Raw genomic sequence first — 14955 nt, 5'->3', positions numbered from 1 at the left:
CAGTGCTTGAAAGCTTTTTTTAAAGGAGAACTATGTTTAAACTAATAAAACAACCATTTAACCAAGTCCTAGCAGAATTATTATTGAAAGAAGATTTTTTACCTATTCTGTTCTTTTTATTGGAACATCAAGAGGAACGAGTGACCTTAAGAGACATGAAACGACAACTTCCAATGATTCAAGACTGGGAGAATGTGATTGATACCTTGGTGGAAGAACAGCTAGTAACACGTGTTCACGGGAGATATACAACAGGAGTGGTGTGCTTAACAACACAGGCCCAACAACACTTAATTGATTGTTGGCAACAACAATTACCTCGGTGGGTATCCATATTTGAGGAATACTTGAAAAATGTACCAATGGAACAACGTTTTTATGCTCTAATGACAGGTCTTAATGACAGTATGACAGACGAGACACCGTTCATTCTTTTTGAAGAGTCAGAATCAGCAAAAGAGTGGCTAAAAGCGCCAATTGATAGGACATTTGAAGTTATGAATGGTCACGTTCTGTCCGTTTTTCAACCAAGTACGTGGGCCTTTCATGGGTCTAAATCACAGTTTTTTGATTATTTAACTCTCAAAAGTCAAGAGAGCATAGAAGACGACACGTACCATCATCTTGTGAGCCGATTAGGTGACATCAACCCAGAATACTATGTTAATTACACGGACAGAAAATTAAGACGCCTTCTAAAAGGCAAAGTGATTCACGGAGATAAAGCGGATATTATGATGGTTTCTTTACTTGATATGGGATACGTAAGGCTTGAAGAAGGCTGTTATCATGGGAATATTCGTCAGATTCAACCGCTAGATACAGCCATTATAAAAAAATGGTACGAAGAAGAAGTAGTCCCAGTGATATCTACTATGGGAGATCAAGAAAAAAAAGTAGCCCCTTTTGTCTTAAAAGCCTTAATGTATCAAGCTTTGGTAGAAGCTAATAGCATCAACGAACCTGATACCCCCTACTGTATGGTAGAGTTGTAAGCAGATTGATTGGCAAGTCTCCTTCTATCCTCTACAATGAGGTTATTAGGAGTTGATAAATGTGTTTACACAAGTAAAAAATATTGATACATTAAATGAAGAGGTACAAAAAAACACACTAACCTTGGTTTATTTTGGGCAACCCAATTGTAGCGTTTGTCATGGGTTGAAACCTCAAGTAGAGAAAAAGTTAGCAGAATTTCAAACGGATATCACATTCTTAGAAGTTAACACACTTGATATACCTGAAGTGAGTCGTGATTACCAAGTGATGACCGTTCCCGTTATTTTATTATTTGTTGAAGGGAAAGAATATTTGCGTAAAGCAAGATTTGTTCCCATCAATGAGCTTTATACACAAGTCAAAAAAATTAGAGACGGTGTGTTGGGTCTCTAAAGAGAGATAGGTGATGTAAGAGTGAAGAAAGCTTTTTCATGGATTATTATGTTGGCATTAATTGCAGGTGGTGGGTACTTCTTCTATTCAGAACAAGTCAAACAAAAAACACCAGATAAAGTTGCCACAGATACGGGTCAAATTAACATTGAAGAAATTAAAAAAGAGCCTAAAAAAGAAGAAGAAGAGGGAACTGAAACAGAAAAGCTTGTTAAAAAATTTGGTTTTTCTGACACGTTTGAGAGTTGGGACGAGTTAGATGCTGCCCTTTTAGAAGATGGCAGCTACCAGCTGGAGAAGTATCCAGAAGAGTCATTGTATCTCGTATTTGCTGGGAAACAAGAGGATGGTCAGATCTTAGCTATCTTTAGTGATAAAGAAGAAGATAAAAATTAGAACTTAATTACTAAGTTCTTTTTTTATTTCCTAGTATTTGTGGTAAACTGTAAAGGAAATAACTTAAGGAGCTATTAAATGGATACACTAAAATATGTAGTACAAGACGAAAAGGGACGAATCGATAAGCTCTTACCAGAGATTTTTGACACGATCTCAAGATCCCAATTCCAAAACTGGTTAAAAAATGGCCACGTGTCAGTCAATGACGACGTGATTAAAGCAAACTATAAAGTGAAATCTGGGGATATTATCATGGTGACACCACCTGAACCAGAAACCTTAGAATTAATTGCACAAGATTTACCCTTAGAAATTGTTTATGAAGACGAAGATGTGATTGTTGTAAATAAAGCACAAGGGATGGTCGTTCATCCATCAGCGGGTCATGCAGATGGTACTCTTGTTAATGCTCTTTTATATCACGTTAAAGACCTTTCAAGTATCAATGATGTGATTAGACCTGGGATTGTTCATCGTATTGATAAAGACACGTCAGGTCTGTTAATGGTGGCTAAAAACAATCACAGTCATGAATTTTTACAAAATCAATTAAAAGAGAAAAAACCATTACGTAAATATGTGGCTTTAGTTCATGGTGTTATTCCTCATGATAAAGGAACCATCGAAGCGCCGATTGGTAGAAGTCCCAAAAATCGTCAAAAACAAGCCGTGGTGAAAGAAGGAAAAGACGCAGTTACTCATTTCCAAGTACTTGAACGCTTCCAAGACTTTACATTGATTGAATGTATCCTTGAAACAGGACGCACGCATCAAATTCGTGTGCATTTAGACTACATCGATTTCCCAATCGCTGGTGATCCGCTATATGGACCACGTAAGACATTAAAAGGAAATGGTCAGTTCTTACACGCTCAAACCATTGGATTTGAACACCCAACAACGCATGAAAACATGGAATTCACGTCAGAATTACCTGCTATTTTTGAAGAAACGTTAGAAGAATTAAGAAAAGCTCTTGATTTTTGTAAAGATCTAAGTTAAGATTTAATCAATAAATAAATAGTAGAACCTTTAAAGAATAGTCCAGAGAGGCTAACAAGGTGCTTATACACGTGGACGAGTCTATGCTCTTTTTGGGAGCAGTAGGTCTCTATAAAGTGATAACGTCATCTCTTATCCTCTCTGGGTAAGAGATTTTTTTATTGTCTAAAGAGAGGAAGATAAACAGAATGGAAAAGGAAATCGTCGACAACATCACCATGAGCCGAGCGTTAACCCGGATTACTTATGAAATTATTGAACGCCACAAAGGATTAGATGACATCGTACTGATTGGCATCAAAACACGAGGGATTTATTTAGCGAAACGCATCGCTAAAAGATTAAAAGAACTGGAAAACCTTGATGTTCCTGTAGGAGAGTTGGATATCACTCTTTACCGTGACGACCACCATGAAAACAATCACGGCACACCAGAAGTGCATTCTTCTAATGTGCCATTCTCAATTGAGAACAAAGAAGTTATCTTAATCGATGACGTTATATTTACAGGCAGAACCATTCGTGCCGCTCTGGATGCGATTATGGATATCGGTAGACCAGATAAAATTTCACTAGGCGTTCTTGTTGACCGCGGTCACAGAGAACTACCAATCAGAGCAGACTATGTTGGAAAAAACATCCCAACCTCTAAAACAGAACAAATTATTGTTGCTGTGGAAGAAGTAGACGGCGCTGATCACATTTTAATTAAAAAATAAAGCTTTTTAATCGAGTACAGAGAGACTAGGAAAAGCGAAAATAAACAAGATACAAGGGGCTAACCTTTGATGTCTTATCTTTTCGTGTCCCTCGTTTCTAATTGAAACGAGGATTTTTTATTATAAAGGGGAAACATTATGTCAAAAGAATTCAGAAACGAAGACGTCGTATTAGATATACAAGATAAACCAAGTGGGGTGAAATGGTTAGGACTTAGCTTACAACATCTCTTCACTATGTTCGGAGCAACAGTACTAGTTCCAATCCTTGTAGGTATTGACCCAGGAATTGCCTTATTCAGTTCAGGACTAGGAACGGTCGTGTACCTAATCGTAACCAAAGGAAAAATTCCAGCTTACTTAGGCAGCAGTTTTGCTTTTATTGCAGCCATGCAAATGTTGATGGAAGGTGACGGGTATGCAGCAATTGCTCTTGGAGCGATTACCACTGGACTGGTGTACTTGCTTGTGGCATTCATCGTTAAAAAAATCGGCTCTAGCTGGTTAGACCGACTGTTGCCACCCATTGTAGTAGGACCGGTTGTTATGGTTATTGGGTTAGGCTTAGCAGCCAATGCAGCGAATCAGGCCATGTTTGAGAATTTAGCAGATGGCACGCAATTATATAATATTAAATACATCGCGGTTGCATTGATTACCTTAGCCTTAACGATTTTCTTCAACATGTACCTTAAAGGATTTCTAGGTCTTATCCCTATCTTACTAGGAATTGTCTGTGGTTATCTGGTGGCTTTAGCCTTTGGCATTGTGGACACTCAACCTATCGCAGATGCTAGTTGGTTTGCTTTACCTAACTTCCAAACACCCTTTGTCACTTACCAACCGAAATTTTACTTAACAGCGGTGTTAACCATGGCACCCATTGCTTTTGTGACAATGACGGAACACATTGGCCATTTGATGGTCTTAAACAAATTAACGAAACGTAACTTCTTTGAAGACCCAGGTTTGAGCCGTACGTTAACAGGTGACGGCCTAGCACAAATTATGGCTGGTCTTGTAGGAGGTCCTCCTGTAACAAGTTATGGTGAAAACATCGGCGTTCTAGCGATTACAAGAGTACACAGCGTGTTCGTTATTGGTGGCGCTGCAACCCTTGCGATGGTGTTGGGCTTTGTAGGTAAATTAACAGCACTCATTCAAAGTATCCCTGGGCCAGTTATTGCAGGAATCAGCTTTATCCTGTTTGGAGTCATTGCTTCAAGTGGTCTAAAAATACTCATCGACAACAAGATTGATTTTAACTTAAAACGTAATTTACTGATTGCTTCAGTGGTCTTAGTAGTGGGAATTGGTGGTTTAACCTTCCAAATGGGAGCTATGGCAGTATCAGGAATGGCTCTAGCAACAGTCTTTGGTATCATTCTTAACTTAGTATTACCAGAACAAGCTAAAAGTGAAATGGAATAGAGAAACAGGGGGAAAATAGCATGATCATTCAATCAGAACAAATTAGTTTGAAACATCTACTCACAGCAGAAGCTCTGAGCGATCAAGAAGTCATGGGACTTATCAAGCGTGCCCAAGAATTTAAGCAAGGCAGTAAGTCATCTTTATCAGATGACCAGCTGTTTGTGGCCAACTTATTTTTTGAAAACAGTACTAGGACACACAAAAGTTTTGAAGTAGCTGAGAAGAAGCTAGGAATAGATGTGATTGAATTTGATGCGAAGACCAGTTCAGTGTCAAAGGGAGAATCTTTATACGACACAGTACTCACCATGTCAGCCATCGGGGTACACGCTTGTGTGATTAGGCATTGGGAGGAAGACTATTACAATGAATTGATTCAAAGTAAAACCATCACCACGTCGATTATTAACGGGGGAGATGGAAGCGGGAATCATCCGACGCAATGTTTATTGGATCTTTTAACTATATATGAAGAATTTAAGGGATTTGAAGGGTTGGATATTGCGATTTGTGGGGATTTGACCCATTCTAGAGTCGCGAATTCAAACATGAAAATGTTAAAACGCTTAGGCGCTAACCTTCATTTTTGTGGCCCAAAAGATTGGTATAACCCTAAGTATGAAGCTTACGGCGATTACAGAGACATGGATGATGTGGTTAACGAAGTGGATGTCATGATGATGTTAAGAGTGCAACATGAACGTCATGATTCGGACAAAGGCTTTTCGAAAGAAACCTATCACCAAGAGTACGGTTTGACAGAAGAGAGAGCCAAACAAATGAAACCAGGAGCAATTATTATGCATCCCGCTCCTGTTAATCGAGACGTAGAGTTAGCAGATAAGCTAGTTGAAAGTTATCAATCACGTATCACAGAACAAATGAGCAACGGAGTATTTATGAGAATGGCTATTTTAGAGGCCATTCTACATGGAAAGGCATAGGTGGAACATGACAACATTAATTAAAAACGGTTATATGGTAACGAGAGACAATCAACTAAACCAAGTCGATGTATGGATCAAAGAGGGCGTTATTGCAGGCATTGGACGATTTGATGAGCGTCAGTTAACCCCTGAAACAATCATTGATGCAAAAGAAGGATTAATCACTCCAGGACTGGTTGACGTGCATGTGCATTTCAGAGAACCAGGGTTTGAATACAAGGAGACGATTGAAACAGGAAGTCTTTCTGCTGCAAAAGGGGGATATACCACCGTATGTGCTATGCCAAACCTAAACCCAGTACCAGATACACCAGAGCGTTTAGAGAGAGTGTACGACATTATTAAACGAGACGGTATGGTTAAAGTGTTACAGTATGCCCCAATTACAAAAGAACTTAGAAGTGAGGAATTAGTTGATTTTAAAGGGCTAAAGGATGCCGGTGCGTTTGCTTTTACCAATGATGGTGTAGGGGTTCAAACGGCTGGAACCATGTACTTAGCTATGAAAGAAGCGGCAGCGCTAGACATGGCGATTGTGGCCCATACAGAAGATGAATCCTTGTTATTTGGAGGGGTCATGCATCAAGGTGAAGTCTCTAAAAGGTTAGGCTTACCAGGTATCATGAGTGCCACAGAATCTTCTCAAATCGCAAGAGACGTTCTCTTAGCAAAAGAAACAGGGGGTCACTATCATGTGTGTCATGTGTCCACAAAAGAAAGCGTGGAAGTGATTCGCCAAGCGAAAAAACAAGGCATTCACGTCACCTGCGAGGTCTGCCCTCACCACTTAATCTTACATGACGGGGATATCCCATGTGACCATGGTCATTATAAAATGAACCCACCTCTTAGAGCGAAAGATGATAGACAAGCTTTGATTGAAGGGCTGTTAGATGGAACCATTGATTGCATTGCCACAGATCATGCCCCGCATAGTCATGAAGAAAAGGATCAATCTATGCTAGACGCACCTTTTGGCATTATCGGAAGTGAATCAGCCTTTCAACTAATGTTTACGCATTTTGTGGAGACAGATGTGTTTACCTTAGAACAAGTGGTGTATTGGATGACTGAAGCACCGGCTAGACTATTCAAAAGACAAGCAGGAACTTTAACAATCGGTGCAGCGGCAGATATTGCCATCTTTGATATCACTCATGAGAGCGTCATAACAGACACTTTTGCATCAAAATCAAACAACACACCATTTATCGGAACAAAAGTTAAAGGTGAGACATTATATACCTTAGTCGATGGACAAACAGTATACGTTAGGGGAGAAGAAAAGGCATGAAGCGATTATTAATTTTGGAGGATGGCACGACCTATGAAGGCCAAGCGTTTGGGGATTTAGGCATTGCTACGGGAGAAGTGGTTTTTACAACAGGGATGAGCGGGTACCAAGAAGTGTTAACGGATCCGAGTTTTAAAGGGCAATTAATTATGTTTACCTACCCACTGATTGGAAATTACGGGATCAACAGAGATGATTTTGAAGCCATGGTACCTGCATGTAACGGGGTGATTGTTAAAGAACACGCTAGAGTAGCTTCCAATTGGCGCAGCCAAATGACACTAGATGAGTACTTAAAAGGGAAAAAAATACCAGGCATCTCAGGCATTGATACCAGAGCCTTAACGAAAAAAATTAGAGAAGTGGGTACCATGAAAGCTCGCATCATTAATGACATTGACAATATTGAGCATCAATACGATCAACTAAGAGCCACAGTGTTACCAAGAAACCAAGTAGCAGAAGTCTCAACGACTAAAGCTTACAGTATCCCTGGTAATGGAAAAAATGTGGTAGTCGTGGACTTTGGTCTGAAACATAGCATATTAAGAGAATTGGTTAATCGAGAGTGTAGTATTGTGGTTGTGCCACATACCTATACAGCAAAAGAAATATTAGACCTATCACCAGATGGTGTCATGTTATCTAATGGACCTGGGGACCCAAAAGACATTGAAGAGGTAACAGACATGATTAAAGATATTCAAGGACAAGTGCCAATCTTTGGTATCTGTTTGGGGCATCAATTACTAAGTTTAGCCAACGGAGCTGATACCTATAAGCTTGCTTATGGACATCGTGGGAGCAATCATCCGGTAAGAGACATTGCATCCGGCCGTATTTACTTTACCGCACAAAATCATGGCTATGCCGTATCTAAGGCGAGTTTAGAAACAACGGAACTCATGATGACACACGTAGAAATCAACGATGAAACAGTGGAAGGGGTAAAACATAGACAATACCCATCGTTTTCAGTGCAATTTCATCCTGATGCAGCACCTGGACCACATGACGCGGTCTCACTCTTTGATGAGTTTATTGAATTAATGGAAAATCGGGGGAATCAACATGCCTAAAAGACAAGATATCAACAAAATACTCGTGATTGGTTCAGGACCAATTATCATCGGCCAAGCGGCAGAATTTGATTATGCTGGGACACAAGCGTGTTTAGCTTTAAAAGAAGAAGGCTACCAAGTCATCTTAATCAATTCAAACCCTGCAACGATTATGACGGACAAAGAGGTAGCGGATAAAGTTTACATTGAACCCATTACCTTAGAATTCGTTTCTAAAATCTTAAGAAAAGAACGCCCCGATGCTATTTTGCCAACATTAGGAGGACAGACGGGTCTAAATATGGCCATGGCCTTATCTAAAGATGGTATTTTAGATGAATTAAATATTGAACTTTTAGGAACAAAACTTAGTGCAATCGATCAAGCAGAGGACAGAGATTTATTCAAACAATTAATGGAAGAATTAGGAGAGCCGATACCTGAGAGTGCCATTGTTACAACGGTACAAGAAGCTATCGACTTTGCTAATGAGATTGGCTACCCGTTGATTGTCCGTCCGGCCTTTACGCTTGGAGGAACGGGCGGTGGTATGTGTGAGGATGAGGCATCTTTAATAGAGATTACTAAGAACGGTTTACATTTATCACCTGCCACTCAGTGTTTAATCGAGAAAAGTATCGCAGGATACAAGGAAATTGAATTTGAGGTTATGCGAGACGCTAATGATAACGGCATTGTGGTCTGTCACATGGAAAATTTTGATCCGGTGGGGATCCATACTGGAGACTCTATTGTGTTCGCTCCGTGTCAAACCTTGTCAGATATTGAGATTCAATTATTAAGAGATGCCTCACTTAAAATTATTAAAGCCTTAAAAATTGAGGGAGGTTGTAATGTTCAGCTAGCGATTGATCCTCATAGTTTTAATTACTATGTGATTGAAGTGAACCCGCGTGTTAGCCGTTCTTCTGCTTTAGCCAGTAAAGCAACAGGGATTCCGATTGCTAAATTAGCAGCTAAAATCGCCATTGGTCTAACTTTGGATGAAATGAAGAACCCTGTCACAGAAACAACCTATGCCATGTTTGAGCCCACCTTAGATTATGTGGTATCTAAAATACCGAGATGGGCCTTTGATAAATTTGAAAAAGGAGATCGTGTCCTTAGTACTCAAATGAAGGCAACAGGAGAGGTTATGTCCCTTGGACGTACCATTGAGGAATCTTTGTTAAAAGCGGTTCGGTCACTAGAAATAGGCGCTTATCATTTGTCCTTACCAGAAATGACAGAGCTATCAGACGATGAGTTAACACATTTAATGATTCATGCCCAAGATGACCGATTATTCCATGTTGCTGAGGCTATCAGAAGAGGTTACTCAATCTATGATATCGCAGACTTTACCAAAATAGACGTGTTTTTCTTAGATAAATTGTTACACATTATCGAGATCGAAACAGAATTGAAAGAAAAGAAAGACGACATCCATACATTAAAAAAAGCCAAAGAATATGGTTTTACAGATAAAATTATTGCGGATTTATGGGAAACAACAGACGATGCAGTCTATGCTACAAGACAAGAACACAACATCCTACCTGTTTATAAAATGGTGGACACGTGTGCTGCAGAGTTCGAATCTAAGACTCCTTATTTTTATAGCACCTATGAATTAGAAAACGAGAGCGTAAGAAGCAAAGAAGAATCAGTTTTAGTTCTAGGTTCTGGTCCTATCCGTATTGGTCAAGGCGTTGAGTTTGATTACGCTACCGTTCATTCAGTGAAAGCCATTCAAGAGGCTGGATATGAAGCCATTATTATGAATAGTAACCCTGAAACAGTCTCAACAGACTTTTCTATCTCAGATAAATTGTACTTTGAGCCATTAACTCTAGAAGATGTGTTACATGTAGTAGCCTTAGAACAACCTAAAGGAGTGATCGTTCAGTTTGGTGGACAAACAGCGATTAACTTAGCAGAAGGCCTAACGCGACATGGTGTACCGATTATCGGAACAACGATTGAAGATCTAGACCGTGCTGAAAACAGAGATAAATTCGAACAGGCCCTTCAAGAGCTAAACATTCCACAACCAAAAGGCGCTACAGCAACCAACAAAGAAGACGCGGTTAACATTGCTGAGAGCTTGAATTATCCTGTTCTAGTTAGACCAAGTTATGTCTTAGGTGGACGCGCTATGGAGATCGTTTGGAGCACAAAAGACTTGGAGCGTTACATGGAAGAAGCGGTCAAAGCGTCACCAGAACATCCTGTATTAATCGACCGCTATTTAGTTGGGACAGAGTGTGAAGTCGACGCAATTAGTGACGGAGAAACCGTCTTAATTCCAGGAATCATGGAACACATCGAGCGAGCAGGGGTCCATTCGGGAGACTCAATGGCTGTCTACCCTCCTCAAAGCTTAAGTGAAGGTGTGATTGATAAAATTGTGGATTACACGAAAAAACTGGCCATTGGATTGAATTGTAAAGGCATGATGAACATTCAGTTTATCGTGAAAGATGAAGAAGTCTATGTGATCGAAGTGAACCCTAGAGCCAGTCGAACCGTCCCATTTTTAAGCAAAGTGACAGGAATTCCTATGGCCCAAGTAGCGACTACCTTAATTTTAGGAAATACTTTAGCCGATTTAGGTTATCCAGAAGGGTTGTTCCCATCTTCTGATTTGGTTCATGTCAAAGCGCCTGTGTTCTCTTTTGCTAAATTGCATCAAGTAGACACTCAATTGGGACCTGAAATGAAGTCTACAGGAGAAGTGATGGGGACAGATGTAACCTTAGAAAAAGCGTTATACAAGGCTTTTGAAGCAGCAGGGATGCACTTAGCCGATCATGGTACTGTCTTGTTTACCGTCGCAGATGAAACAAAAGAAGAAGCATTAGCTTTAGCGAAGCGCTTCAATGAGATTGGTTACGGCTTAATGGCCACAGAAGGCACGAGTAACTTCTTAAAAGAACATGGCTTAGTCGTTGAAACAGTTTCAAAAATTAGCCAAGACGAGCAACTAAATGTACTAGATGTGATTAGATTAGGACAGACACAACTAGTTATTAATACCACTGGTAACGATGACCGACATGCAACAGATGGGTTTAAAATACGACGATTGGCTGTCGAGAATGGGGTCCCATTAATGACCTCTCTGGATACAGCAGATGCTATTCTTAGAGTGTTAGAAGGTCGTAGTTTTTCAATGATGGCGTTATAAGGAAAGGGAGAGGGAATATGAAGCAAGAAGAAATGACGGTTGTCAAACAAAGAGAGTTGGCACCACATATATTTGAATTAACCTTAGCAGGTGAGTTGGTCAAAGAGATGGGCATGCCTGGGCAGTTTATTCACATTCGTGTCCCTCGCACAGACCTTTTACTCAGACGTCCGATTAGTTTAGCTGAGATTTCTAAGGAGACAGGGACGTGTAAAATTATTTACCGTGCAGATGGTGATGGTACTCGCGTATTAGCTGAATTTAAAACAGGGGATTCCGTGGATGTCTTAGGACCTTTAGGTATCGGTTTTCCTCTGGATATGATTGAAGAAGGGGACGTGGTTCATGTGATTGGCGGGGGCATTGGTGTCCCTCCTTTATATGAACTTGGTCGACAATTAAAGGCAAAAAACGCCAACATCGTTTTTATGAATGGTTTTGCGGATAAAGAGCTAGTCTATTACGAAGAAGAATTCACCGCTTTAGGTCATACCATGATTGCTACAGACAATGGTAGTTACGGTGACCCAGGTCATGTGGGGGTTCTAATGGATCAAGTAGCTAAACAAAAACCTAAGGCAGTATTTGCTTGTGGTGCGAAAGGATTGCTTAAATCAGTGGAAGCCCACTATCCGAATCATCCTCATGTCTATATTTCCATGGAGGAGCGTATGGCCTGTGGGGTCGGTGCATGTTATGCCTGTGTGTGTCAATCGAAAAAAGACCCATCCGTTAATATCAAAGTATGTGATGAAGGTCCAGTATTTAGAGCAGGGGAGATACAATTATGAGCCGATTAAGAGTAAGCTTACCAGGGTTAGACTTAAAAAACCCAATTATGCCAGCCAGTGGGTGTTTTGGTTTTGGTGCGGAGTATGCAAAGTATTATGACTTAAGTGAATTGGGAGCCATTATGGCTAAAGCAACCACATTAGAAAAACGTTACGGAAATCCAACCCCTCGTGTAGCAGAAACCCCAAGTGGGATGTTAAATGCTATTGGCTTGCAAAATCCTGGGATTGAAACGGTTATGACGCATCAATTACCTGAGCTAGAAAAATACGATGTACCAATTATTGCTAACGTCGCAGGTTCTTACGAAGAAGAGTACGTGAAAGTGTGTGAAGCGATTAGTCATGCACCAAACGTTCATGCCATTGAGTTAAACATCTCTTGCCCTAACGTTAAAGAAGGTGGACTAGCCTTTGGTACAGATGCTAAAGTTGCTGCCGAGTTAACTCGTGCCGTGAAAAAAGTAGCCACAGTCCCTGTTTACATCAAATTATCTCCTAACGTGACAGACATTGTGAGCATTGCTAAAGCGGTGGAAGAAGCCGGTGCAGATGGGATTACTATGATTAATACGCTTCTGGGCATGCGCTTGGACTTAAAGACACGTCAGCCCGTTCTTGCTAATGGGACCGGTGGCTTATCAGGACCTGGCATTAAACCTGTGGCGATTCGTATGATTCACCAAGTCTCTCGAGCTGTAGATATTCCGATCATTGGTATGGGAGGTGTTGCCACAGTGGACGATGTCTTAGAAATGTTTATGGCTGGTGCTAGTGCGGTTGGTGTAGGTACCATGAATTTTACAGACCCTTATATTTGCCCGAAACTCATCCAAGGTTTACCTGAACGCATGGATGAGCTGGGCATTGAAACCTTAGAACAACTCATCAAAGAAGTAAAGGAGAATCGCTAATGAATCGTCCTATTATTGCTTTAGATTTTGCCAACCAACAGGAGATTGCCACTTTTTTAAGTCATTTCCCTAAGGAAGAAGCTCTTTATGTCAAAGTCGGAATGGAAATTTTTTACGCAGAAGGGCCTCGTATTGTTACTTGGTTAAGAGATTTAGGACATGATGTCTTTCTGGATTTGAAATTACATGATATTCCTAACACAGTGAAATCCGCTATGGCACGTATTGCGAGTCTTGATGTAGCTATGACAAATGTTCATGCAGCAGGTGGAAAAGAGATGATGACCGCTGCCTATGAAGGGCTAAAAGAAGGAAGCCTTCATCAAGGAGCCTTACCTAAATTAATCGCTGTCACACAACTAACCTCCACCAGTGAAGCACAAATGAAACAAGACCAAGGTATGAGGATGAGTTTGATGGAGAGCGTCGTACATTACGCTAAAATGACAGAAGAAGCAGGATTAGATGGCGTGGTGTGTTCCGCCTTAGAAGTCCAACACATCCGACAACAAGTGGCAGAGGATTTTATTTGTTTAACCCCAGGCATTAGGCCAAGCCAAACAGATAACAGTGATCAAAAACGAGTTGTCACACCTAGAGAAGCAAAAGAAATCGGATCAAGTTTTATCGTGGTAGGAAGACCTATTACACAAGCAACTAACCCTTACAAAGCTTACCAAGACATAAAAGCAGACTGGAATGGAGAGAGATAAGCATGAAACACATTGCCAAACATTTATTAGAGATTGAAGCCGTAGCCTTAAGCCCAAAGGATCCCTTTACTTGGGCAAGCGGACTAAAAAGCCCCATTTATTGTGACAATCGTCTGACGATGAGTTATCCCAATGTTCGTCAAGACATTGCTAAAGCGTTGGGAGATACCATTAAAGAGCTATACCCTGATATAGAAGTCATCGCAGGGACAGCCACAGCAGGCATACCTCATGCCGCATGGGTCGCTGATTACTTGGACCTTCCTATGGTCTATATCCGTGGTAAAGCCAAAGAGCATGGAAAGAAAAATCAAATTGAAGGGCGAATCACAGAGAATCAAAAAATGGTGATCATTGAAGATTTGATTTCTACAGGTGGCAGTGTCATTGATGCAGCAGAAGCCGCGAAAAATGAGGGGGCTGATGTGATAGGTGTGGCAGCTATTTTCACCTATGAATTACCTAAAGGCATTGCCAACTTTAAAGCGCATAACTTACCCTTCTTTACTTTGACGACATACACAGAATTAATCGAAGTAGCTGAAAAAGACCATGTGATAAATGGGGAAGAGAAAGCCTTGTTAACCCTTTGGAAAGAAGATCCTGAGAACTGGTTAGATAAATAATACTCTAAGCTAACGTTTTTGTTAGCTTTTTTTGTTATAATGGATAAAAAAGTGGAGGTATGTGTATGTTTGATATAATGGGATTTGATTTATTTACGATTATGTTTACGCTGATTACTGTTGTGATTGTAGGGATGTTTCTCTATGCGATTATCAACGGACTGCTTAATGTCACCGCAGAAGAACAAAGTAAAAAAGTCACATTAATTGGAAAAGATAGTTCCATAAGTGTTAATCACAGCACAGAACATTCTCATTCAAATACAACGTATACATTTATATTTGAAGACACTCATAAGGAACGTCTCTCGTTGAATGTTTCTAAAAAAGTCTACCATCAATATGTTGTAGGAGATAAAGGCACTGTTCGCTATAAAAGAAACTGGTTTAGAAGCTTTGATAGACAAGGTTAATCCCTTTAAAAATAACAAAAAAGTGGTAAACTAGAAAAGAGTATAAGAAGGAGTGTTGTA

At 40.3% G+C, this 14955-nt stretch carries 15 protein-coding genes; all 15 read left to right on the top strand.

The genetic code is table 11. The annotated features are described in order from the left end of the window. The first annotated feature begins 32 nt into the window (after positions 1 to 32). The 15 genes from ACVWM0_RS05500 to ACVWM0_RS05430 all read left to right on the top strand — a co-directional run bounded on the left by ACVWM0_RS05500 (position 33) and on the right by ACVWM0_RS05430 (position 14895). The gene (locus tag ACVWM0_RS05500) at positions 33 to 995 is read left to right on the top strand and encodes a hypothetical protein (protein ID WP_476473618.1); all 963 of its coding nucleotides are present in this window, start codon (positions 33 to 35) and stop codon (positions 993 to 995) included. Positions 996 to 1056: 61 nt separating this feature from the next. Further along, complete coding sequence (locus tag ACVWM0_RS05495) at positions 1057 to 1392, top strand: thioredoxin family protein (protein WP_476473617.1); 336 nt, start codon at positions 1057 to 1059, stop codon at positions 1390 to 1392. A 21-nt stretch (positions 1393 to 1413) separates the two neighbouring features. Beyond that, on the top strand, positions 1414 to 1788 hold the full coding sequence (locus tag ACVWM0_RS05490) for a hypothetical protein (protein ID WP_476473616.1): 375 nt from the start codon (positions 1414 to 1416) through the stop codon (positions 1786 to 1788). A 78-nt stretch (positions 1789 to 1866) separates the two neighbouring features. After that, complete coding sequence (locus tag ACVWM0_RS05485; protein WP_476473615.1) at positions 1867 to 2793, top strand: RluA family pseudouridine synthase; 927 nt, start codon at positions 1867 to 1869, stop codon at positions 2791 to 2793. Between the two features lie 188 nt (positions 2794 to 2981). After that, positions 2982 to 3512 carry a bifunctional pyr operon transcriptional regulator/uracil phosphoribosyltransferase PyrR gene (pyrR, locus tag ACVWM0_RS05480; protein ID WP_476473614.1) on the top strand — a complete coding sequence of 177 codons (531 nt, stop codon included), beginning with the start codon at positions 2982 to 2984 and terminating at the stop codon, positions 3510 to 3512. Positions 3513 to 3650: 138 nt separating this feature from the next. Continuing rightward, positions 3651 to 4943 (top strand): uracil permease, encoded by a 1293-nt coding sequence (uraA, locus tag ACVWM0_RS05475; protein WP_476473613.1) that lies wholly within the window; start codon positions 3651 to 3653, stop codon positions 4941 to 4943. A 20-nt stretch (positions 4944 to 4963) separates the two neighbouring features. After that, positions 4964 to 5890, top strand: coding sequence for an aspartate carbamoyltransferase catalytic subunit (locus ACVWM0_RS05470; protein ID WP_476473612.1), 927 nt, complete (start codon positions 4964 to 4966; stop codon positions 5888 to 5890). 7 nt (positions 5891 to 5897) lie between these two features. Further along, entirely contained in the window at positions 5898 to 7187 is a 1290-nt protein-coding gene (locus ACVWM0_RS05465; protein ID WP_476473611.1) for a dihydroorotase, read from the top strand. Next, positions 7184 to 8266, top strand: a complete 1083-nt coding sequence (locus tag ACVWM0_RS05460) for a carbamoyl phosphate synthase small subunit (RefSeq protein WP_476473610.1) — start codon at positions 7184 to 7186, stop codon at positions 8264 to 8266. Before ACVWM0_RS05465 ends, ACVWM0_RS05460 begins: the two co-directional genes overlap by 4 nt. Beyond that, entirely contained in the window at positions 8259 to 11438 is a 3180-nt protein-coding gene (gene carB, locus ACVWM0_RS05455) for a carbamoyl-phosphate synthase large subunit (RefSeq protein ID WP_476473609.1), read from the top strand. Before ACVWM0_RS05460 ends, carB begins: the two co-directional genes overlap by 8 nt. Continuing rightward, on the top strand, positions 11435 to 12229 hold the full coding sequence (locus ACVWM0_RS05450) for a dihydroorotate dehydrogenase electron transfer subunit (protein WP_476473670.1): 795 nt from the start codon (positions 11435 to 11437) through the stop codon (positions 12227 to 12229). Before carB ends, ACVWM0_RS05450 begins: the two co-directional genes overlap by 4 nt. Beyond that, positions 12226 to 13143, top strand: coding sequence for a dihydroorotate dehydrogenase (locus tag ACVWM0_RS05445; RefSeq protein WP_476473608.1), 918 nt, complete (start codon positions 12226 to 12228; stop codon positions 13141 to 13143). Before ACVWM0_RS05450 ends, ACVWM0_RS05445 begins: the two co-directional genes overlap by 4 nt. Continuing rightward, positions 13143 to 13856, top strand: a complete 714-nt coding sequence (gene pyrF / locus ACVWM0_RS05440) for an orotidine-5'-phosphate decarboxylase (RefSeq protein WP_476473607.1) — start codon at positions 13143 to 13145, stop codon at positions 13854 to 13856. Before ACVWM0_RS05445 ends, pyrF begins: the two co-directional genes overlap by 1 nt. A 2-nt stretch (positions 13857 to 13858) precedes the next feature. Next, on the top strand, positions 13859 to 14482 hold the full coding sequence (pyrE, locus tag ACVWM0_RS05435; RefSeq protein ID WP_476473606.1) for an orotate phosphoribosyltransferase: 624 nt from the start codon (positions 13859 to 13861) through the stop codon (positions 14480 to 14482). A gap of 65 nt (positions 14483 to 14547) precedes the next feature. Further along, positions 14548 to 14895, top strand: coding sequence for a DUF2500 family protein (locus ACVWM0_RS05430; protein ID WP_476473605.1), 348 nt, complete (start codon positions 14548 to 14550; stop codon positions 14893 to 14895). Positions 14896 to 14955 lie beyond the last annotated feature (60 nt).

It is taken from the genome of Vagococcus sp. 211, assembly GCF_056322705.1.
This window is presented reverse-complemented; position numbering and strand designations above follow the sequence as displayed.